At 70.9% G+C, this 20,511-nt stretch carries 22 protein-coding genes, 1 pseudogene and 1 riboswitch; of the genes and pseudogenes, 4 read left to right on the top strand and 19 right to left on the bottom strand.

Annotated elements, in window-relative coordinates; translation table 11 throughout:
• Window positions 1-9: 9 nt before the first annotated feature.
• Window positions 10-417, bottom strand: a complete 408-nt coding sequence (locus A3CQ_RS0124690; protein WP_063713601.1) for a roadblock/LC7 domain-containing protein — start codon at window positions 415-417, stop codon at window positions 10-12.
• Complete coding sequence (locus tag A3CQ_RS0124685; RefSeq protein ID WP_020513629.1) at window positions 414-3,314, bottom strand: sensor histidine kinase; 2,901 nt, start codon at window positions 3,312-3,314, stop codon at window positions 414-416. The genes A3CQ_RS0124690 and A3CQ_RS0124685 overlap by 4 nt, the downstream gene beginning before the upstream one ends.
• 411 nt (window positions 3,315-3,725) lie before the next feature.
• On the opposite strand from A3CQ_RS0124685, the gene A3CQ_RS0124680 reads away from it, so the two are divergent.
• The 3 genes from A3CQ_RS0124680 to A3CQ_RS0124670 all read left to right on the top strand — a co-directional run bounded on the left by A3CQ_RS0124680 (window position 3,726) and on the right by A3CQ_RS0124670 (window position 6,698).
• Window positions 3,726-4,892, top strand: coding sequence for an ABC transporter substrate-binding protein (locus tag A3CQ_RS0124680; protein ID WP_026206142.1), 1,167 nt, complete (start codon window positions 3,726-3,728; stop codon window positions 4,890-4,892).
• Between the two features lie 88 nt (window positions 4,893-4,980).
• Window positions 4,981-6,159, top strand: a complete 1,179-nt coding sequence (locus A3CQ_RS53880) for a hypothetical protein (RefSeq protein WP_051115339.1) — start codon at window positions 4,981-4,983, stop codon at window positions 6,157-6,159.
• A 98-nt stretch (window positions 6,160-6,257) separates the two neighbouring features.
• Entirely contained in the window at window positions 6,258-6,698 is a 441-nt protein-coding gene (locus A3CQ_RS0124670) for a ribonuclease domain-containing protein (protein WP_020513627.1), read from the top strand.
• On the opposite strand, the gene thiC is transcribed toward A3CQ_RS0124670, so the two are convergent.
• From thiC to A3CQ_RS0124625, 9 genes and pseudogenes are all read right to left on the bottom strand, one after another.
• Entirely contained in the window at window positions 6,686-8,242 is a 1,557-nt protein-coding gene (thiC, locus tag A3CQ_RS53875) for a phosphomethylpyrimidine synthase ThiC (protein ID WP_020513626.1), read from the bottom strand. The two genes, A3CQ_RS0124670 and thiC, sit on opposite strands and share 13 nt — an antisense overlap.
• Window positions 8,243-8,314: 72 nt before the next feature.
• Window positions 8,315-9,073 carry a bifunctional hydroxymethylpyrimidine kinase/phosphomethylpyrimidine kinase gene (gene thiD, locus A3CQ_RS0124660; protein ID WP_020513625.1) on the bottom strand — a complete coding sequence of 253 codons (759 nt, stop codon included), beginning with the start codon at window positions 9,071-9,073 and terminating at the stop codon, window positions 8,315-8,317.
• Window positions 9,074-9,368: 295 nt separating this feature from the next.
• Window positions 9,369-9,992: pseudogene (locus A3CQ_RS53870) on the bottom strand (thiamine phosphate synthase); the annotation flags it as partial.
• Window positions 9,986-10,735, bottom strand: a complete 750-nt coding sequence (locus tag A3CQ_RS0124650) for a thiazole synthase (RefSeq protein WP_020513623.1) — start codon at window positions 10,733-10,735, stop codon at window positions 9,986-9,988. The gene A3CQ_RS0124650 and the pseudogene A3CQ_RS53870, both read right to left, overlap by 7 nt.
• Complete coding sequence (gene thiS / locus A3CQ_RS0124645) at window positions 10,732-10,935, bottom strand: sulfur carrier protein ThiS (RefSeq protein ID WP_020513622.1); 204 nt, start codon at window positions 10,933-10,935, stop codon at window positions 10,732-10,734. The genes A3CQ_RS0124650 and thiS overlap by 4 nt, the downstream gene beginning before the upstream one ends.
• Window positions 10,935-11,939 (bottom strand): glycine oxidase ThiO, encoded by a 1,005-nt coding sequence (gene thiO, locus A3CQ_RS0124640; protein ID WP_020513621.1) that lies wholly within the window; start codon window positions 11,937-11,939, stop codon window positions 10,935-10,937. The genes thiS and thiO overlap by 1 nt, the downstream gene beginning before the upstream one ends.
• Window positions 11,936-12,538 carry a thiamine phosphate synthase gene (locus A3CQ_RS0124635; RefSeq protein ID WP_040432770.1) on the bottom strand — a complete coding sequence of 201 codons (603 nt, stop codon included), beginning with the start codon at window positions 12,536-12,538 and terminating at the stop codon, window positions 11,936-11,938. The genes thiO and A3CQ_RS0124635 overlap by 4 nt, the downstream gene beginning before the upstream one ends.
• Window positions 12,532-12,643: riboswitch (TPP riboswitch) on the bottom strand. Its footprint overlaps the gene before it by 7 nt.
• Before the next feature lie 34 nt (window positions 12,644-12,677).
• Window positions 12,678-14,324: an ABC-F family ATP-binding cassette domain-containing protein gene (locus A3CQ_RS0124630; protein ID WP_020513619.1), complete on the bottom strand. Its 1,647-nt coding sequence runs from the start codon at window positions 14,322-14,324 to the stop codon at window positions 12,678-12,680.
• 33 nt (window positions 14,325-14,357) lie between these two features.
• A complete protein-coding gene (locus tag A3CQ_RS0124625) occupies window positions 14,358-14,969 on the bottom strand; it encodes a class I SAM-dependent methyltransferase (protein WP_026206141.1) in 612 nt (203 codons plus the stop codon).
• 96 nt (window positions 14,970-15,065) lie between these two features.
• On the opposite strand from A3CQ_RS0124625, the gene A3CQ_RS57680 reads away from it, so the two are divergent.
• Window positions 15,066-15,887 (top strand): hypothetical protein, encoded by an 822-nt coding sequence (locus A3CQ_RS57680; protein ID WP_157296267.1) that lies wholly within the window; start codon window positions 15,066-15,068, stop codon window positions 15,885-15,887.
• 6 nt (window positions 15,888-15,893) lie between these two features.
• On the opposite strand, the gene truA is transcribed toward A3CQ_RS57680, so the two are convergent.
• The 8 genes from truA to infA all read right to left on the bottom strand — a co-directional run bounded on the left by truA (window position 15,894) and on the right by infA (window position 20,441).
• Window positions 15,894-16,706 carry a tRNA pseudouridine(38-40) synthase TruA gene (truA, locus tag A3CQ_RS0124615; RefSeq protein ID WP_026206140.1) on the bottom strand — a complete coding sequence of 271 codons (813 nt, stop codon included), beginning with the start codon at window positions 16,704-16,706 and terminating at the stop codon, window positions 15,894-15,896.
• Between the two features lie 91 nt (window positions 16,707-16,797).
• A complete protein-coding gene (gene rplQ / locus A3CQ_RS0124610; protein WP_020513616.1) occupies window positions 16,798-17,316 on the bottom strand; it encodes a 50S ribosomal protein L17 in 519 nt (172 codons plus the stop codon).
• A gap of 36 nt (window positions 17,317-17,352) precedes the next feature.
• The gene (locus A3CQ_RS0124600) at window positions 17,353-18,375 is read right to left on the bottom strand and encodes a DNA-directed RNA polymerase subunit alpha (RefSeq protein WP_020513615.1); all 1,023 of its coding nucleotides are present in this window, start codon (window positions 18,373-18,375) and stop codon (window positions 17,353-17,355) included.
• Between the two features lie 84 nt (window positions 18,376-18,459).
• Window positions 18,460-19,086, bottom strand: coding sequence for a 30S ribosomal protein S4 (gene rpsD, locus A3CQ_RS0124595; RefSeq protein ID WP_020513614.1), 627 nt, complete (start codon window positions 19,084-19,086; stop codon window positions 18,460-18,462).
• A 16-nt stretch (window positions 19,087-19,102) separates the two neighbouring features.
• Window positions 19,103-19,510 (bottom strand): 30S ribosomal protein S11, encoded by a 408-nt coding sequence (rpsK, locus tag A3CQ_RS0124590; RefSeq protein WP_020513613.1) that lies wholly within the window; start codon window positions 19,508-19,510, stop codon window positions 19,103-19,105.
• 17 nt (window positions 19,511-19,527) lie between these two features.
• On the bottom strand, window positions 19,528-19,908 hold the full coding sequence (rpsM, locus tag A3CQ_RS0124585) for a 30S ribosomal protein S13 (RefSeq protein WP_020513612.1): 381 nt from the start codon (window positions 19,906-19,908) through the stop codon (window positions 19,528-19,530).
• Between the two features lie 149 nt (window positions 19,909-20,057).
• Window positions 20,058-20,174 carry a 50S ribosomal protein L36 gene (gene rpmJ, locus A3CQ_RS0124580; protein ID WP_020513611.1) on the bottom strand — a complete coding sequence of 39 codons (117 nt, stop codon included), beginning with the start codon at window positions 20,172-20,174 and terminating at the stop codon, window positions 20,058-20,060.
• A 45-nt stretch (window positions 20,175-20,219) separates the two neighbouring features.
• Window positions 20,220-20,441: a translation initiation factor IF-1 gene (gene infA / locus A3CQ_RS0124575; protein ID WP_007073013.1), complete on the bottom strand. Its 222-nt coding sequence runs from the start codon at window positions 20,439-20,441 to the stop codon at window positions 20,220-20,222.
• Window positions 20,442-20,511: the final 70 nt, after the last annotated feature.

Genomic DNA, 20,511 nt, shown 5'->3' with positions numbered 1-20,511 from the left:
GTACGCCGGCTAATGGCTCACGGCCTCACGCGGCGCGGGCGTGAGCGAGGCGCCCACCCGTTCGACCAGCAAGGCCATCTCGTAGCCGACCTGACCGACGTCGCAGCTGCGTGCGGCGAGCACGGCCATCGACGAGCCGTCGCTGACCGACATGAGGAAGAGGTAACCGCTGTCCATCTCGATGATCGTCTGCTGGACGGCGCCGGCGTTGAACATCCGCGACGCGCCCTCGGTGAGGCTGACCACGCCGGAGGAGATCGCGGCGAGCTGGTCGGCCCGATCGGTCGGCAGGTCGCGGGACGAGGCCAGCAGCAGTCCGTCCGCCGACACCGCCACCACATGCGCGATCCCGGCGACGCTGTTGGCGAAGTTGTTGAGCAGCCAGCCCATGTCCTGCATGGTGGGGGGCCTGGTCACTGGTCGTTCTCCTTAGCCTGGAAGGCGGCGGCCTCGGCAGTGCCGTCCGTGCGCCCTCGTTGCACACCGCGGTGGTACGCGGACAGGAGTCCACGGACCTCGTCGGGGCTGCGACGGTTCTGGTTGCGCGGTCCGGCCTGCACACCGCCGGGCACGAGCTGTGCCTGCGGTACACGCTTGGGCAGCCCGGACCGAGTGGTGCCGGCGTCGACCGGTTCCGACGCCGCCATCGCTCGCTTCCATCCGTCGTCGGCCGCCGTCTTCCACCGGTCCTCCGCGGCCGAGCGTGGCCGCGGAACCGATGATCCATTGTGCCCGGTCGCCTCCGGAGCGGGGGCGGGCGGGGGTGGTGGCGGCGGTGGCGGCGCCGCTTCTCGAGCGGGAGCGGGTTCCGGCGCCTGAGCCGGAGCCTGAGTCTGAGTTTGCGTCTGAGCTTGCGTCTGAGTCTGCTTCCCGGCTCCCGAGTTCGGCGGCGGGGCGTACCCGGCGGTCGGCATCCCCCACTCCTCGGTCGCCGCCGTGTCGTGGTTCCGGAACCAGCTCTGCTGCATCTGCACGAAGATCGGCGCCTCGGTGCGCTCCTCGGTCGGAGCGGCCTGCGGCGGCGCGGGCACCGGCGGCATGGCGGCGAGGGCGGCGCCCCAGCTGCCCGAGTCCGGCTGGGCCGGCGCCGGGGTTGGCGCCATCGGGGTCGGCGTGAAGCCGTTCATCGAGGCACTGACCGGCTTGGTGACCCGGGTGGGCAGCGGCGGCCGGTTGGGCGTCGGCGTCGCGGCCGGCCGCTGCGAGGGGAAGGCCGGCAGCTGCGGATGCGACGGCTGATCCTGCCAGGAATCGGGCGAGGAGAGGGCCGGCAGCGTAGCGGTCGCCGCTCGCGTCGCGGACCCGGAATCCCAGCCGCCCGGCGCCGCGCCGAGCTCCGGCGTGTACCCCGGACCGGGCAGAGCGCCGCCGCCGCGGTGCGGGAGGATCACGATGCTGTTCGGCAGGATCACCTGGGCGACGGTGCCGCCCTCGATGTTGGCGCGCAGCTCGACCCGGATCCCGTACCGGCTGGCGAGCCGGCTGACCACGGCCAGACCCATCAGCCGGAACGCGGCCACGTCCACATCGGGCGTCTCGGAGAGCCGGCGGTTGAGCTGGTCCATCTGCTGCTCGGACATGCCCAGGCCGCGGTCCTCCACCTGGATCACCACATAGTCGCGGATGCGGCGGGCGTCGGCGACCACGGTCGTGGTGGGCGGGGAGAACCGGGTCGCGTTGTCGAGCAGCTCGGCGACCAGCCGGACGACGTCGTTGACGGCCAGCGCCGCGATCGCGACGTCGGTGTCGACCGTGCCGAACTCGATCCGGTTGTAGAGCTCGACCTCGGACTGGCTGGCCCGCAGCGCGTCGACCAGCAGCGCGTCCTCGCGGCGCGGGGCGCTGGAGTCGGCGCCGGCCAGCACCAGCAGGTTCTCGTCGTTGCGGCGCATCCGGGTGGCGAGGTGGTCGAGCTCGAAGAGCCGGGCGAGACGCTTCGGGTCCTCCTCGGTGCGCTCGATGCTGTCCAGCTCGCCGATCATCCGGTCGACCAGGGACTGCGAGCGGCGGGCCAGGTTGAGGAACATCGCCGAGACGCTGGTCCGCAGCGCGGCCTGCTCGGCGGCGATGCGGACCGCCTCCCGGTGCACCACGTTGAACGCCTGGGCGACCTGGCCGATCTCGTCCTTGTTGGTGAGCCGGATCGGGTCGCGCAGCTGGCCGACGATCTCGTCGGCGCCGCTCTCGCCGAGCGTCCGGGCGTCGCGCAGCCGCGCCACGGCATCGGGCAGGTCGCGGTTGGCCACCGCGAGCGCGCCCTCCCGGAGGCGGCGCAGCGAGAGGTTGAGCGAGCGGGCCAGGATCACCGCGAGGGCGACCGCGACCACGAGCACGAGCAGCACGAGCGTGGCCTCGAGCGCGGCCTGGCGTACGACCGAGTTCTGCTCGTCGCCGGCGAGCTTGACGTTCTGGGCCTCGAGCTCCTGCTCGGCCCAGCGCATCAGGTCGACGACGGCGCCGAAGGTGTTGATGACCTCGGCGGGCGCGACGGTCACGCCACGGCCGAGCTGGATCGAGACCTGGTCGGCAAGGTTGACCGCGTCGCCCGTGACCACGTTGTCCACGAGGGACTGCTGCGCGGGCGTGGCGAACGAGGCGAAGGTGAGCAGGCCCTCCTGCTGGCTGGTCTGCGCCGCGATGAACGAGGACCGCTGCTCGGTGCTGAGGTCGTTGGAGACCAGCGCCGAGTACGAGATGGACTCGAGCTCGGCGGCGCCGGCCTTGGCCTTGGCGAACGCGCTGGTGGCCCGCAGGCTGTCGCCGACCTTGTCGTCGCCCGCGTACTGGCTGACGGCGTCGCCGTAGCCGAGCAGGTCGCCGAGGACGACGCTGTAGCGGGACATCGTCTCGGCCACGCCGAGACTGTCCCGCTTGCTCACCTGGTTGCGGGTGGCGTCCAGCGTGTTGAGGTCGTCGTCGATCTCGACGAGGCGGCCCTGCACGGCGGCCGGCGGGTCCTCGAGCGCCTGGCGATGAGCCTGGTACGTCTCGATCTGCCCGTCGGTCTTCTTGACGGCGGCATTGAAGGCGTCCGGCTTGCCGTTCGGCACGGCGAGGAACGCGGCAGCCTGCATCCGTTCGTTGTGCAGTAGCTGAGTGAGTGTGGAGACGTCGGTACCGAGCTGGGTGAGCTTCTCGACCTGGCCGGCCGCGGTGGCCTGCTGACTCACGTCGACCAGACGGGCGGTCGCGAGCACGATCACGGCGGCTAGCGGGACGAAGAGAATGAGGGCCAGTTTTGCCCGAATCCTCGCGTCCCGCAGCCGCGGGAAGACACCACGGCGCGTCACCTGGGTCGAAGATCCGGTGCTCACGACTTCTCCTCCGTGGTCATCCCCGTATCTTTCGCCCGCCAGAGGCTGCGGCCCGGCGATTTCATCAGAGACTGTTGCCCTTTGGGAAGTCTGAGTGTGCCCGGAAACAAACTTGTTGTCCGATCAGTAACTACCCTTTCGGTTCCACATTCGACACCATCAGCGCGTTGACGTGCACGAATGTCCCACCGATTACCGAATGTAGTTTTCCGGTTACGGAACACCGTCAAGATTCCAACCAATATGTGAGACGGCCGTCCCGCGGTACCGATCGCGGCCAGCTTGACCAGCCGCCTTCACGTTGGCAAGGTTTGGCGCGATCAGACGGACATGTTGTCCGTATCGGCGCGCCCGTGGACGGTCACCGTTACCGCCCGTGTTCCGCGTTTCGCCCCTCGAGGAGGCACCGCAGTGAGGCTCCCCCGCCTCGCCACGGCATCCGTCGTGGCCTCGACGCTTCTGGTTGCCGGGCTGGCCGGCTGCACATCGGACGACGAGGCCTCGGGCGGTGGCGGCGGCACCATCGTGATCGGCGCCGACCTCGACAACTCGTCCACTGTGGACATCGCTTACGGCCGCGCGCTGCAACTGCGGATCGAGCAACTGAACGCCTCCGGCCGGCTGGGCAAGAAGAAGCTGGTCCTGCGCACCCAGGACAACAAATCCGACTCGACCACGTCGATCCGCAACATCAGCACGTTCGCGAACGACCCGTCGGTCGCCGCGGTGGTGACCGGCTCGTGCGACAAGTGCGTGGTGGACGCGGTCAAGACGATCAACGACAAGAAGCTGCCGACGATCGCCCTGGCTGCCTCCGACGAGGTCACCCAGCCGATCGCCGACCGGCAGTTCGTCTTCAAGCTCGGCCCCAACTCGGCCGACAGCGCCGCCGCGATGGTCGCCGAGCTGCGCCGGGTCAAGGTGAAGAACGTCGGGATCATCTTCTCGGACGACTACTACGGCAACGGCGCCCAGAAGGCCGTGGCCGCCGAGCTCAGCAAGGCCAAGATCGCGTTGCTGTCCTCCCACGACGTGAAGCCCACCGCCACCGACATCTCCCAGGCGGTCGGCACGATCACCGACACCGAGCCCGGCGCGCTGCTCGTGCTGACCGGCCCCGATCAGGCCGCGCTCGCCGCCGAGAGCGCCAGGTCCGCGGGCTTCAAGGGCCACGTGTACTTCGACGCGGCGGCCGCGAGCGACATGTTCATCCCGAGCGCGGCGGCCGCGGCCACGAACAACGCCACGATGGTGTTCACCCAGATCCTGGCGATCGACGACGTGATCGCGACGACACCGGCGAAAGCCTCGCGCAAGCAGTGGTTCCGCGACTACATCTCCCGGTACGGCAGCTACTCCGGGGTGGCCTCGTTCGCGGCCGACGCGGCCGACCTGATCGGCGCCGCGGTCGCCCGGGTGGGTGGCAACCGCGAGCAGATCCGCGCCATCCTCGAGACTTCGCAGACCGACGGCATCTCCGGCCCGATCCGCCTCACCCCGGCCAACCACTCCGGCCTCATGCCGCAGGCCCTGACGTTGCTGGTGGCACGGGCCGGCCGGTGGCGCCTGGCCTCGTAGAAGCTACCAAGAGTGATCGGCCAAAAGGTTTCTTAAGAAACGGGCCCGGAGTGGCGTTGCGGGCACAGGATTCCGTAACGTGCGCGGCATGGCTTTCCGGACCTCCGTCAAACTGGTGGGAGTCGCGCTCGGCGTTGCCGCGCTGGCCGGCGCCAGCCAGCTCGGCCTGGCTTACGGCCTCGGCATAATGTCGCTCACGCGCGCCCTTGACATCACCATGCGTGACCATTGGACCGCCCAATTGGCCTGGGTCGCCTGGTTCGCGATGTCCGCCGCGGTGGTGGGTGGCATGGCCGCCCGCCGCCACCTGCCGAGGGGGTCCGGCGCCGGCACCCGGCTCGTGACGGCGGTCGCCGCCGCCATCGGCTCGGCGGCGATCGTGCCGCTGACCATGCAGCCGGCTCGCAACACCCACGTCGACGGCGTGCAGCCGGTCGTCGTGATCGGCATCTGCGCCGCGCTGGGCGCGGCGGCCGGCATCTTCGCCGCCTACGCGGCTCTGAGCCGGGCCGTCGCCCGCTGGAGCTTCGGCACGGTGGGCATAGCCGTGTGGGTGGTCGCGCTGGTCTCGGTCGCGCCGGCCCTGGCCCCGGGCAAGATCAATCCCTCCGTACGCCTCGGCGTGTTCGAGCCCGACTTCCTCTCCGCCGAGGTCGTCAAGAAGACCGCGCTGTTCACGATGCCGGTCCTGGCCCTGATCTGCGGGATCGCGGTCGGCCTGACGGCGCGCCGCCGCGGCCTGGGCACGCTGGCCATCGCGCTGGCCGGCCTCGCCGGTCCGGCGCTGCTCACGGCGGCCTACCTGATCGCCGGCCCCGGCGCGTCCGGCCAGCAGTACCAGACGGTCCCCTACTGGGCGGCGATGACCGCGGCCGGCGCCGGCGTGCTCGGCTCGGTGCTGGCGGCCGTCCTGCGCCGCACCCCGGCCGGCTCGGCGCCGACTCCGGACCGCCCCGCCCTGCCCAAGCGGGACGCCCAGCCCGACTCGGCGATCGCCCAGGCGGCGGCCTCGGCCGCGCAGCGCCCCGACGACCAGCTCCGCCCGTCGGACACCGGCGTCTTCTCGATGAAGGACCTGCCCTCGTTCGACGGCTTCACCCCGGCGCAGTCGCCGCAGGCCGCCCCGCCGCAGGCCGCCCCGCCGCAGGTCGTGCCGCCGCAGGTCGCCCGCGGCCGGGCCCGCACCCCGCGCCAGCAGCAGCCCCACCAGCAGCAACAACAGTCCGACAACGTGGCCGAGTGGGTCAGCGGGCTGGGTAACGGATAGACGAACATAGATGGAATGACCCGTCGGGTATGTACCGGCGGAGGGGTAATCCGGTCGAGGATGGCGTCACCCAACCCCGACGGCATCGGAGTCCGATCATGACCGTTGACCGGCAACCCCGCACCCGCCTCGGCCGGTTCCTCGCCGGCCTCGCCCTCGTCCTCGGCATCGCCGGCACCGGCCTCGTCGCGCCGGCCGTGGTGGCGCCGACGCACACCGACGCCGCCCAGGCCGCGGTCTACTCGAGCTGCACGATCTCCCGCTGCTCCGCGGCCCGCACGGCGCGTACCGGCTGGTCCTCGCTCGGCTGGCCGACCAGCGCCGGGTGGTACTCGTGGCCGTACGGCCAGTACAACTACACCGGCGGCACCTTCCAGAACCGGGAGGGCGAGCTTCCGCCGGGCGCGAGCTACAACGAGTACGACGTCTACCCGCGCGCCCGCGGCGCCTCGCGCGACGCGTACCGGATCGTGGTGAACCGGTCCACCAAGGAGACCTGGTTCACCCCCGACCACTACGTCACGTTCTACAAGCTCTGAGAAGGGACAGGTGGGGCCTCCGCACGAGGCCCCACCTCGACGTAGACCTTGCCGCCGGAGGCGAGGAACTCGTCCGATTTGTCGGCCATCCCCTTCGCCCGGATCTCGTGCGAGATCTTCATCGAGCAGAACTTCGGCCCGCACATCGAACAGAAGTGCGCGGTCTTGGCGGGCGCCGCGGGCAGCGTCTCGTCGTGATAAGCCCGGGCGGTCCCCGGATCGAGCGCCAGCTCGAACTGGTCCTCCCAGCGGAACTCGAAACGCGCCTTCGACAGCGCGTCGTCCCACTCCTGCGCTCCCCGATGGCCCTTCGCCAGGTCGGCCGCGTGCGCCGCGATCTTGTAGGCGATCATCCCGGCCTTCACGTCGTCCCGGTTCGGCAGCCCGAGGTGCTCCTTGGGCGTCACGTAGCAGAGCATCGCCGTCCCGAACATGCCGATCATCGCGGCCCCGATCGCCGAGGTGATGTGGTCGTACGCCGGAGCGATGTCCGTGGTCAGCGGCCCGAGCGTGTAGAACGGCGCCCCACCGCACAGCGAGACCTGCAGGTCCACGTTCTCCTTGATCTTGTGCATCGGCACGTGGCCCGGCCCCTCGACCATCACCTGCACGTCGTGCTCCCAGGCGAGGTGGGTCAACTCCCCCAGCGTGCGCAGCTCGGCGAACTGCGCCTCGTCGTTGGCGTCCGCGATCGACCCCGGCCGCAGCCCGTCCCCCAGCGAGAACGTGATGTCATATTCCGCAAATATCCGGCAGAGCTCCTCGAAGTTCTCGTAGAGGAAGTTCTCCCGGTGGTACGCGAGGCACCAGGCCGCCATGATCGACCCACCCCGCGACACGATCCCCGTCACGCGAGAGGCGGTCAGCGGCACGTACGGCAGCAAAACCCCCGCGTGGATGGTCATGTAGTCGACGCCCTGCTCGGCCTGCTCGAGGACGGTCTCGCGGAACACCTCCCACGACAACCGCAGCGGATCACCGTTGACCTTCTCCAGGGCCTGGTAGATCGGCACGGTCCCGATCGGCACCGGCGAGTTCCGGATGATCGCCTCCCGGGTCTCGTGGATCCGCGGCCCGGTCGACAGGTCCATGACCGTGTCGGCGCCCCACCGCGTCGCCCAGGTCAGCTTCTCCACCTCCTCGGCGACCGACGAGGTGACCGCCGACGTGCCGATGTTCGCGTTGACCTTCACGAGGAACCGCGACCCGATCACCATCGGCTCGGACTCCGGGTGATTGCGGTTGACCGGCAGCACCGCCCGCCCCGCCGCGATCTCGTCCCGCACCAGCGAGGCGTCGACCCCCTCCCGAATCGCCGCGAACTCCATCTCCGGCGTGATCGCTCCCCCGCGAGCGGCCGCCAGTTGCGTCGAGAACGAACCGTGCCAAGGCGTCCGCAGCGGCGGCAGCCCGACCGCCGGATCGCTGCCCGGCCCCGACGTGTCGTACAGCCGCACGGGCTCGTTCCCGTCACTCAGCACGACCTCGTTGAACGGCACGCGCAGGTCCGGACGGGACCCTTCGACGTAGACCTTCCGTCTCATCTTTCCTCCCCAATCGGTATATAACGGGCGTCCATTGGCGACACGTGTCCCCGGCACCGGACCCGGTCGAGATCAGGCGAAGTGGTTCAGCGGCCCGGGCCCGGCACCCAGCCGCCAGTCACGACCACCTCGCAGCGCGGTCGTCACGTACTTCTTGGCGGCGGCCGCCGCCTCCGGCACCGAGTCGCCGAACGCCAGCCGCACCGCCAGCGCCGACGAGAAGGTGCATCCCGAACCGTGGTTGTTCCTGGTGTCCAGCGGCTCGCCCTCGAGCAGGGTGATCACCCCGTCGTGCCACAGCACATCCACCGCGAGCTCACTGCCGGTCACCACGACCGCGCGCGCTCCACCCGCGGCGAGCCGCACGGCCGCCGAAACCATTTCCTCGGCCGTTTCCACCGAGCTCTCCGTGAGGGCGCCGGCTTCCTGCCGGTTCGGCGTCAAGATGCATCCGTACGAGGTCAGTGGCGCCACAGAAGCAGCGGCCGCGAGCCGGGCTCCCGAGGTGGCCACCAGCACCGGATCGACCACCAGGTTGGGCAGCCGCGCCCCACGTTCCCGAATCAACTCGGCCACCGCCCGCTCCCCGATCATCCCCACCTTGACCGCCGCCACGTCAAAGTCGGAAAGCACCGCATCCAACTGCGCCGCCACCATCTCCACCGGCACCGGATGAACGGCCGTGACCCCCCGAGTGTTCTGCGCCGTGATCGCCGTGATGACCGAAGTCCCATAGGCCCCGAGCGCCGCAAACGTCTTGAGATCCGCCTGAATCCCCGCTCCCCCACCGGAATCCGACCCCGCGATCGTGAGCACCACCGGCGGCGTCATCGCACCCACCCCAACCCACCGCGGTCCCGCTCACGCCGCCCAGCCACCGCGCTCCCCACGGACCCGGTCATCGCCCGCCCGCCGATCCGGCCAGTCATCGCGGGCCCGCCGATCCGCCCGGATGGCGCTCACCCGGCGGCCCCGCGGGTCGCGCCGCGCCCGCCGGCCGCGCCGACCCGATCGGCCGCGCCGACCCGGCCGCACCGGCCGCGACGACCGCACTTGTCCGGCTTGCTGCATTGACTTGACTGCATGGAGTTGACGAATTGACTGCATCAACATTGACGGTCAACGTGTCCGGTCCCGACCCCGAGCCCGAACCCGCCTCGCCGGCGGCGCCGCGGGCGGACCGGGCCGCGCCGAACGCGGTGGCCAGCTCGCGGGCCACCCGCTCGGGATCGGCGGCCCGCATGATCGCACCCATCACCGCTATCCCCTCCGCCCCGGCCGTGGCGCAGGCGCCGGCCCGCGCCCGGGTGTCGATTCCGCCGAGCGCCAGCCACGGCACGCTCCCCGCCAGCTCGGCCGCCGCGGCCGGGGCCAACGCCGGCCCATATCCCGGCTTGGACTCGGTCGGGTAGACCGGCGACAGCGTCACATAGTCCTCGATGGACAGTAGCGGCGTGTCGTGACATGAGCGCCCGACCAGCGCCACCCCGGCCGCGGGCAACGGATCGGCCTCGGCCAGGTGCACGGCGTCCGCGCCCAGCGGGTCCGGCCCCGCCACGATCAACCGCCCAGGAGGCAGCAGGTCCCGCAACGAGACGGCAAGCGCTCTTCTCTCCGCGTACGGCAGATCGCGCTCACGGAGAATGACCCACGCGACGCCGCCGCGGACCGCCGCCGCAACCACCGGAAGGAGCGAGCCGGAGGCGAGCCGCCGGTCCGTGAGCAGCACCAGACCGCTCGGCGTCACCACTGGGCCCGGCCCTCGTCCGATGTGGACGCGAGCGCGTGATGCCGCCGCGGAATCCGCCCCGACGTGTAGGCGAGACGCCCGGCCAGCACGGCATGCCGCATCGCCGACGCCATGCCGCCCGGATCGTCGGCCCGGGTGATCGCGCTCGCGATCAGCACCGCGTCGCACCCCAGCTCCATGGCCAGCGCCGCGTCCGAGGCGGTCCCGATGCCCGCGTCCAGCACCACCGGCACCTCCACCGACTGACGGATCAGCCGGATGTGGTGCGGGTTCGAGATGCCCAGCCCCGAGCCGATCGGCGACCCGGCCGGCATCACCGCGGCGCAGCCCACGTCGGCCAGCCGGCGGGCCAGGATCGGGTCGTCGCTGGTGTACGGAAGCACCGTGAAACCGTCGCCGGCCAGCGTTTCCGCCGCCCGCAGCAGCTCGACGCCGTCGGGCAGCAGGGTGCGCTCGTCGCCGATCACCTCCAGCTTGATCAGATCGGTCTCGAAGGCGTCGCGGGCCAGGTGCGCGGTCTTGATCGCGTCCCCGGCCGTGTAGCAGCCGGCCGTGTTCGGCAGCACCCGCACGCCGAGCCGGTCGAGCATCGGCAGCAGGCCCGGACCGGCCGCGTCGACTCGCCGCAGCGCGACGGTGACCAGCTCCGTACCCGATGCCGTGATCGCCTCCTCGAGCGCGGCGAGACTGTTCGCGCCGCCCGTGCCGAGGACGAGCCGGGACTCCCCGAAGAACATCGTCATCCCCCCTGCGTCGCGGTGAGCACCTCGACCGCGTCCCCGTCGGCGAGCCGGCTCGTCTCCCACGTCGACCGCGGCACCACCGCCCCGTTGACCGCGACCGCCACTCCGCGCCGCGCCTCGGTCAGCCGCGCGACCAGCGCCGCGACCGAGAGCATCTCCCCGCTCTCGACGTGCTCCCGGCCGTTGACCGTCAACCGCATCAGAACCTCCCCGGCCTGAAGTGCTCGAGCAGCGGATCTTGGAAACCGGCGGCCAGCCCGGCGATGAGATCCGCGGTGATCGGGGTGAGCAGCACACCGTTGCGGTGGTGGCCGGCCGCCACGATCACCCGCGAGTCGTCGTCGAGGCGGCCGAGCAGCGGCGCGTTGTCCGGAGTGCCCGGCCGGTGCCCCACGGTCGTCTCGGTCAGCTCCAACTCGGCCAGCCCCGGCACCAGCTCGAGCGCCGCGTGCAGCAGGTCGTGCACGCCGCCCGCGGTGACCGTCGCGTCGGTCCGCTCCTCCTGGGTCGCGCCCACCACGATCTCGCCGTCGGCGCGCGGCACGAGATAGACGTGCCGGCCGTCCACGGTCGCGGCGAGAACGTGCCGCAGCAGGCCCGGCTCGCCGCGCAGCCGCAGCACCTGGCCCTTCACCGGTCGCACCGGCAGCCCGGTCAGCGCCGCCGTGCCGCAGCCGGCCGCGACCACCACGGTCTCGGCGTCCACCTCGGACAGACTCTCGACGCGCTTGACCACGATCCGCCCGGCGAGCCGCTCGCGCAGCGCCGCCACCACCTTCCGCGGGTCGACCTGCCGCTCGGCCGGCGCGTGGACCCCGGCCCGCACCCGCGGCGACAGCGCCGGCTCGCGCTCGCGCAGCTCCGACGGCCGCAGCAGGGGAAGCTTCTGCCTGGTCCAGACCCGCGCCGCGTCGGCGAGGTCGTCCGCGGTCAGCGCGAGGCCGAGCGTGCCGGCGTCGTCGAAGCCCACGTCCACCCCGAGCTCGGCCGCGAAGGCCGGCCAGCGGTCGTTCGACTCCTCCAGCAGACGGGTCAGCGCCGACTGCTCGAAGGCCGACTCGCCGGCCGGCGCGAGCATCCCCGCGGCGACGTGCCAGGCGCCCGGCTCGCCGCTGTCCAGCACGGTGACGTCGATGCCGCGCTCCCGAAGCCGCCACGCGACGGCGAGCCCGATGATCCCGGCGCCGACCACCGCGACGGTCATCGCAGCTCCTCGAGATCGCCGCGCGACGCGAGTGCCTTGAGCAGCGCGATCGTCCCCGCGGCCGGGTCACGGGCGATCGCCGAGATCGCCGCGACGCCATATCCGGGCAGCTCGGGAGCCCGATCGGCGGTGATCCCGCCGATCGCGATCACCGGCGTCCCCGGCACCGCGTCGACCACGGCCCCGATCCCGTCCGGCCCGAGCGGCGGCGGCAGTCCGTCCTTGCTGGACGTGGCGAACGCCGGCCCGACCCCGAGATAGCCGGCGCCGTCGGCGACCGCGGCCCGCCCGCCCTCCGGGGTTCGGCAGGTGGCCCCGACGACCGCACTCGGCCCGAGCACCCGCCGCACCGCCGCGACCGGCAGGTCCTCGGCCCCGACGTGGACGCCGTCGGCTCCGGCGGCCAGCGCCACGCCCACCCGGTCGTCGACCAGGCAGAGCGCACCCGCCGGGCGGCACAGCGCGAGGGCCGCCACGGTCAGCTCGTACGCCGTCCGATCGGAGGTTTTGACTCGCACCTGGATGGCGACCGGCCCGTGCCCGACCGCAGCCCGCACGACATCGAGGGAATCGGTGACGATGTGCAAACGAGGAAACAACGAACGCTCCTCCCTGCGCCGGCATGATCCGGATCAGGTTCGACGGTCGGGGGCCGCATCAGCCCCCCTCTCAGCCCGGTGCACCGGACTCCCGTGGGGTTGTCTTCTCCCGGACCATAACCCGGCCCGGAACAGAAAACTAGCGAACGTCCCAGACCGGCTCCGGGGTCTCGATCACTTCACCGTCGCTCTGGAACAGCACGAAGCGGTCGAAGGATCGGGTGAACCAGCGGTCGTGCGTGACCGCTATCACCGTCCCCTCGAACTGCCGGAGCCCCTCCTCCAGCGCCTCGGCCGAGGCCAGGTCCAAGTTGTCGGTTGGCTCGTCCAGCAGCAGAACCGTCGCCCCGGACAGCTCCAGCAGCAGCACCAGGAACCGCGCCTGCTGCCCGCCGGAGAGCGTCCCGAACCGCTGATCGCCCTGCCCCGCCAGCTCGTACCGGTTGAGGGCCTTCATCGCCCCGGCCCGGTCCATCCCGGACCGATGGTCGTCGCCCCGCCAGAGGATCTCCACCAGCGTCCGCTCGAGCAGTTCGGGCCGGTCGTGCGTCTGCGAGAAGTGCCCCGGCCGCACCCGAGCCCCGAGCCGCGCCACCCCGGTGTGCTTGACGTGCGCGAGCGGCGCCCCGTCGACCGGCTTGTTGTCCGGCTCGGGATCGCTGCCACCGGCCGCCAGCAACCGCAGGAAGTGCGACTTGCCCGTCCCGTTGGCGCCCAGCACGGCGACCCGGTCGCCGTACCAGATCTCCAGGTCGAAGGGGAAGGTCAGGTCCTCCATCTCGAGCTGCTCGCAGATCACCGCCCGCTTGCCGGTGCGCCCGCCGCGCAGGTTCATCCGCAGCGACTGCTCGCGGGGCGGCAGCGGCGGCGGACCCGCCTCCTCGAACTTGCGCAGCCGGGTCTGCGCGGACTGATACCGCGAGGCCATATCGGAGTTGTAGGCGGCCTTCTGCTTGTACATCAGCATGAGCTCGCGCAGCTTCTGGTGCTCCTCGTCCCAGCGCCGGCGGTTCTCCTCGAGCTTCTCGTGCCGGTGCACCCGGGCCTCGTGCCAGGAGGCGAACCCGCCCGGATGCGTCCAGGCGCTGCCACCCTCGACGGCGACCACCCGGTCGGCGGTCTGGGCCAGCAGTTCCCGGTCGTGCGAGACGTAGAGCACCGATTTCGGCGACTCGCGCAGCCGCGCCTCCAGCCAGCGCTTGCCGGGCACGTCGAGGAAGTTGTCGGGCTCGTCGAGCAGCAGCACCTCGTCGCGGCCGCGCAGCAGCAGGTCGAGCGCGAACCGTTTCTGCTGTCCACCGGAGAGGGTGCGTACCGGGCGGTGGCGCACCTCCTCCCAGGTCTTGTCGAGGATGGACACGGCCACGGTGTCGAAGAGCACCTCGGCGTCGTAGCCGCCCACCTCGCCCCAGTGCGCGAGGGCGTTCGCGTAGGCGAGCTGGGTGCGCTCGGTCTCGTCCAGGCCCGCCCCGGCCGCGGCCAGTCGCTCACCGGCCGCGCGCAGGGCCGGTTCGACCAGGGAAAGTGCAAGATTTTCCAGCGTACGGTCGTCGCCGATCATGCCGATGAACTGGCGCATGACGCCGAGACCGCCGGAACGCGCGATGACACCGGTGGGTGTCGGCAGGTCGCCGGCGACCATCCGCAGCAGCGTGGTCTTGCCCGCGCCGTTCGGCCCGACCAGCGCGACCTTGGCGCCCTCGCCGACCCGGAACGACACGTCGGCGAACAGCTCCCGGCCGTCGGGCAGCACGTATCCCACCCCGGCGACATCCACGTAACCCATGGGCCAGCATTCTCCTTGGCGGGAGCCCGGCGGTCAGCCGGTTTTCCGGCTCACCCGCAACACGCGGAACCCTTTCTGACTCGCTATCCGCTCGACCTGCCAGCCCCCAGCGACCAGCCACGCGTGCAGCGAGTCGCCGCCGAGATGCCGGTTGATCACCAGCCAGGCCGTGCCGTCCGGGGCAAGCCGGGGCAGCCAGCGCTCCATCAGCGTGTGCAGCTCGGCCTTGCCCACGTGGGTGGGCGGATTGCTCCAGATCTCGTCGAAGACGACATCGCCGGGCACCTCGTCGGGCGCCGCCACCGTGAGGTTCGCCAGGCCGAGCGTTTCCGCGTTCTCGGCGGTGAGCTCGCGGGCGCGGGAGTTCACGTCGACGGCCCACACGGCCGCCTTGGGCGCCTCACTGGCCAGCACCGCGGCGATCGGGCCGTACCCGCAGCCGAGGTCGAGGAAGACCCCGGCCGCCATGGCCGTGGGCAGGTCACCCTTGCGCAGCAGTACGGCGGTGCCGGGGTCGAGGCGGCCGGCCGAGAAGACGCCGGACGCCACGGCCAGCCGGTAGTCGCGGCCCGCGACGTTGAACTCGATCTCGCCGCGCTGGGCGGGCGTGCTGGGCTCGGCGCTGAAGTAATGCTCGGCGGTCACCCTGCCAGTCTGCCGCCGCCGGAGCGCCGGCCGCGCGCCGGGGTGCCGCACAGTCAGTACGTCCATCGACCACCGTGCGCTTCTAACGTGAAATTCATGCTGTACGGGACCCCTCCCCGCCGCGAGCACCGCACGTCCAGCGGCGCCCTCGCACTGTCCGGCGCCGCCTGGTCGGCCGGACGGCGCGGCGCGGGCGCCGGGCAGCACCGATCCCGCCGGCGCACGGTCCGCGAGCCGCAGCAGACCGCGCAGCTGCTGGTGCGGGGGCTGGCCGCGCTGATCCTGCTGGGCCTGGTCGCGACGACCGCCTTCTTCGTCGTCGCGGGCGAGCAGCACGGCGGCGCGGCCGAAACCGGCCCGGACCTGATCGCGGCCGGCATGCTCGCCTCGCGCACGGTCGACGCCGCGCCGCTGACGGTCGAGGAGGTCTTCCCGGACCGCGGCGCGGTGCAGCCGGCCGCCGCCCGGCCGTACCGGATCACGATGACCCACATCGACAGCGACTGCGGCACGGCGACCACCGGCGAGCTGGGCCTTCTGCTCACCGCGCACGGCTGCAACCAGGTGGTGCGCGCCGGGCTGGACGCACCGTACGGCGACTATCAAGTGACTGCCGGCGTGTTCAACCTGGCCGACGCGGCGGGCGCGGAGGACGTCGACGGCCGGCTGCGGCAGCTGGTGGAGACCGCCGACGGCAGCTTCGCGACCCTGCCCGCGGGCCGCGGCGACCCCGACGATCCGCCCACCTCCCAGGTGGGCTGGCGCACCCGCGGCCACTACCTGCTCTACTGCGTGATCACACGGCCCGGCGGCGAGCTGGTCACGGCCGACGACCCGTACGCGGCCCGGATCACCGACGACCTCGTCGACAGCTACCTGGGCACGACGGTCCTGGGCCGGAGAGCGGCCGGGGTCTAGGCCTCGCTAGGCCCGGAGCCGGCGGGTGGCCTCGGCCCGGAAGGCGTACTCCGCCTCCTCCGGGTAACCCACCGCCACCAGGGTCAGCCCGTGCGCGGGCGCCACGGTCACCTCGCTCGAGCGCTCCCGCAGCGTCAGCAGCGTTCGCGGCCACGACGGCTCGCGCCGCCCGTCCCCCACGGTCAGCATCGCCCCCACCAGGCTGCGCACCATCGACTGGCAGAACGCGTCGGCCTGCACGGTCGCCACGCACACTCCGTCCGGATCCCGCCGCCAGTCGAGCCGGGTGATCGCCCGTACGGTCGTGGCGTGCTCTTTCCGTTTGCAGTAGGCGGCGTAGTCGTGCTCCCCCACCAGCCCCGCTGCCGCGGCGTTGAGCCGGTCCAGGTCGAGCGGCCGCACCCAGCCCAGCGTGTCGTGCCGGCGCAACGGCTCCGGCCCCCACGGCGTGTCCGCGACCCGGTACTCGTACCGCCGGAAGGTCGCCGAGAACCGCGCGTCGAAGCTCGCCGGCACCGGCGTGATCGCCCGCACCCGGGCGTCCGGCGGCATCAGCGCGGCGAGCCTGCGCAGCAGGGACCCCTCCAGATCGGCCCACGCGTCCGCCTGGAGGTCGACGTGGCAGACCTGGCCGGTCGCGTGCACGCCCGCATCGGTCCGGCCCGCGACGGTCAGCCCGAGCGGCGTCCCGGCCCCGACCAGACGTTCAAAAGCCTCGGCCAGTACGCCCGCGACGGTGCGCCGGGCCGGCTGTGCCGCCCAGCCGGAGAAGTCCGCGCCGTCGTACGAGACGTCCAGCCGCAAGCGAACGGATTCCATTCAGTCCTCCCCCTTCGAGCCCCGTCGCGCACGAGAAAGGCCCGGCACCCACAACGGGGCGCCGGGCCTCACCCAGCCGATTCGCGCGGAATCAGGCCTTGTCGTCCTCGACCTTGTCGTCCTCGACGGCCTCGGGCTCGTCGGACTTCGCGGCCGGAGCCTCGTCCTCGCGGGCCAGCGCCTCGACCTTGTCCTGCTGAGCCGCGGCCTTGCGGGCGGCCTTCTTGGCCGGCGCCGTGGTCGCCGCGACCTGCAGCTCCTCGACCAGCTCGATGACGGCCATCGGAGCGGCGTCACCCTTGCGCGGGCCGGTCTTGGTGATGCGGGTGTAGCCGCCCGGCCGGTTGCCGTACCGCGGAGCGATCTGCTCGAACAGGGCGTACACGACGTCCTTGTCCCGCACGACGGTCAGGACCCGGCGACGGGAGTGCAGGTCGCCGCGCTTGGCCTTCGTGATGAGCTGCTCAGCCAGCGGGCGCAGCCGCTTGGCCTTCGTCTCGGTGGTCTTGATCTTCCCGTGCCGGAAGAGCTCCGTGGCCAGGTTGGCCAGGATCAGCTTCTCGTGCGCCGGGCTGCCGCCGAGGCGGGGACCCTTCGTGGGCGTGGGCATTTCCGATGCTCCTTGTGAATGGCAAGGTGGCCGAGCTTACAGCTGCTCGGTCTCGCGGTAGTCGTCGGTGTCGTAGTCCACGTCGCCGAACGAATCCACGACGTGCGCCGGGTCGAAGGACGGCGCGCTGTCCTTGAGGCCCAGGCCCATTCCGGCGAGCTTCATCTTGACCTCGTCGATGGACTTCTGGCCGAAATTCCTTATATCGAGAAGATCGGCTTCCGTACGCCCTATCAACTCGCCCACGCTGTTGATGCCCTCGCGCTTGAGGCAGTTGTACGAGCGGACGGTGAGGTCCAGCTCCTCGATCGGCAGGGCGAGATCGGCAGCGAGCTGCGCGTCCTGCGGCGAGGGGCCGATGTCGATGCCCTCGGCGGTCTCGTCCAGCTCGCGGCAGAGGCCGAACAGCTCGACGAGGGTCGAACCGGCCGACGCCAGCGCGGTGCGGGGCGAGATGGACGCCTTCGACTCGACGTCGATGATCAGGCGGTCGAAGTCGGTGCGCTGCTCGACACGGGTCGCCTCGACGCGGTAGGTCACCTTCATGACCGGCGAGTAGATCGAGTCGACCGGGATACGGCCGATCTCGGCGCCGGTGTTCTTGTTCTGCGCCGCCGTGACGTAGCCACGGCCCCGCTCGACGGTGAGCTCCATGTCGAGCCGGCCCTTGCTGTTGAGCGTGGCCAGCTTCAGGTCGGGGTTGTGCACGGAGACGCCGGCCGGGGGCTGGATGTCACCGGCGGTGACGTCTCCCGGGCCCTGCTTGCGCAGGTACATGCTGACCGGCTCGTCGTGCTCGGAGCTGACGGTGAGCTCCTTGACGTTCATGACCAGCTCGACCACGTCCTCCTTGACACCGGGGATCGTGGTGAACTCGTGCAGGACGCCGTCGATCTTGATGCTGGTCACCGCCGCGCCCGGGATGGACGACAGCAGAGTCCGGCGGAGCGAGTTGCCGAGGGTGTAGCCGAAGCCCGGCTCCAGAGGCTCGATGGTGAACCGGGAGCGGGTCTCGCTGAGCGACTCCTCCGAGAGAGTCGGCCGCTGGCTGATGAGCACGCAATTCTTCTTTCTGTCGGGCCACCCACTATTTGATGGCCGTCCTGAGGCCCGGCGCTTATCAAAAGCGCCGGGCCAAGAGCCTTACTTGGAGTAAAGCTCGACGATCAGCTGCTCCTGGACCTGCGTGTCGATGACAGCGCGGGCCGGGAGCGAGTGAACGAGAATCTTCATCTCGCTCGGGATGGGCTCGAGCCACGCCGGCACCGGCCGCTGACCGGCCTGAGCCTGGGCGACGACGAAGGGGGTCATCTCCTTCGACTTCTCCCGCGTGGTGACGATGTCGTGCTCCTTGACGCGGTAGGACGGAATGTCCACCTTCACGCCGTTGACCAGGAAGTGGCCGTGCTTGACCAGCTGCCGGGCCATGTCCCGGGACTGCGCGAGGCCGGCCCGGTAGACGACGTTGTCGAGACGCGACTCGAGGATCTGCAGCAGCACCTCACCGGTCTTGCCGGGCTTGGTGACAGCCTCCTCGTAGTAACCGCGGAACTGCTTCTCGAGCACGCCGTAGACGCGGCGGGCCTTCTGCTTCTCGCGGTGCTGGAGCAGGTACTCGGTCTCCTTGGTCCGACCGCGGCCGTGCTGGCCGGGCGGGAAGGGACGCGACTCGAACGGGCACTTGGGCCCGTCGCACTTGCTGCCCTTGAGGAACAGCTTCATCTTCTCGCGGCGGCAGCGCTTGCAGTCCGCACCTGTGTAACGAGCCATTGCTTCTAGATCTCCCTCAGACCCGGCGGCGCTTCGGCGGACGGCAACCGTTGTGCGGCTGCGGAGTGACGTCGGCGATCTGCCCGACCTCGAGGCCGGCGGCCTGGAGCGAGCGGATCGCGGTCTCGCGGCCGGAGCCGGGACCCTTCACGAAGACGTCGACCTTGCGCATGCCGTGCTCCATCGCCCGGCGAGCGGCGGCCTCGGCGGCCAGCTGCGCGGCGAACGGGGTCGACTTGCGGGAGCCCTTGAAGCCCACCTGGCCGGACGAGGCCCAGGAGATGACCGCACCGGTCGGGTCGGTGATCGACACGATGGTGTTGTTGAAGGTGCTCTTGATGTGCGCCTGCCCGTGGGCGACGTTCTTGCGTTCCTTGCGCCGGACCTTCTTTACTGCGGCCCCAGCGCGTGCCTTCGGTGGCATAAGTCAGTGCGCTCCTATTACTTCCGACCCGGCTTCTTCTTACCAGCGACCGTGCGCTTCGGACCCTTGCGCGTACGCGCGTTGGTCCGGGTGCGCTGGCCCCGCACGGGGAGGCCCCGGCGGTGGCGGATGCCGGCGTAGCAGCCGATTTCGACCTTGCGTCGGATGTCCGCGGCGACCTCGCGGCGAAGGTCACCTTCAACCTTGAAATTGGCCTCGATGTAGTCGCGGAGCTGAACCAGCTCCTCGTCCGAGAGGTCCTTGGCGCGCTTGTTCAGGTCAATTTCGGTAGCGGTCAGTGCCTCGACGGCACGGGTGCGACCGATCCCGTAGATGTAGGTGAGCGCGATCTCCATCCGCTTGTCGCGGGGCAGATCAACGCCAACGAGTCGTGCCATAAGTGGGCGTACTCCTCGGTTCGTTCGGAGGTCTGTGCCCTTCCCACCCCGTCTGCCCGGACGGGCCCCGGCCTCCGACCGGGGGAAAGCCACTCACGTGGCTGGGACGAGCTTTGTTCGGTGCCGGATCTGGCAGCGAAACCCGGGACTCAGCCCTGGCGCTGCTTGTGGCGCGCGTCGGTCTTGCAGATGACCATGACGCGGCCATGCCGCCGGATGATCCGGCAGTTGTTGCAGATCCGCTTGACGCTCGGCTTGACCTTCACGGTTTGCCTTAACTCTCAGTCGGACGGGACGATCCCCCGCCCCCGTTACTTGTAGCGGTAGACGATTCGTCCCCGGGTCAGGTCGTACGGCGACAGCTCGACGACGACTCGGTCCTCGGGAAGGATGCGGATGTAGTGCTGCCGCATCTTGCCTGAGATATGCGCTAGGACCTTGTGACCATTGGCGAGCTCCACGCGGAACATGGCGTTCGGCAGGGGCTCGATCACCCGGCCCTCGATCTCGATGGCTCCGTCTTTCTTAGGCATGTCCTCCGCTACCTGACACTGGGGTTCGGGGCTAGCATGCAACGTCATACCCGAGTCGGTTGATGGACCC

The sequence above is a fragment of the Paractinoplanes globisporus DSM 43857 genome (assembly GCF_000379645.1).
Classification (GTDB): domain Bacteria; phylum Actinomycetota; class Actinomycetes; order Mycobacteriales; family Micromonosporaceae; genus Actinoplanes; species Actinoplanes globisporus.
Note: the sequence above shows the minus strand (reverse complement) of the source record. Positions and strands in the feature narration are given on the sequence as shown.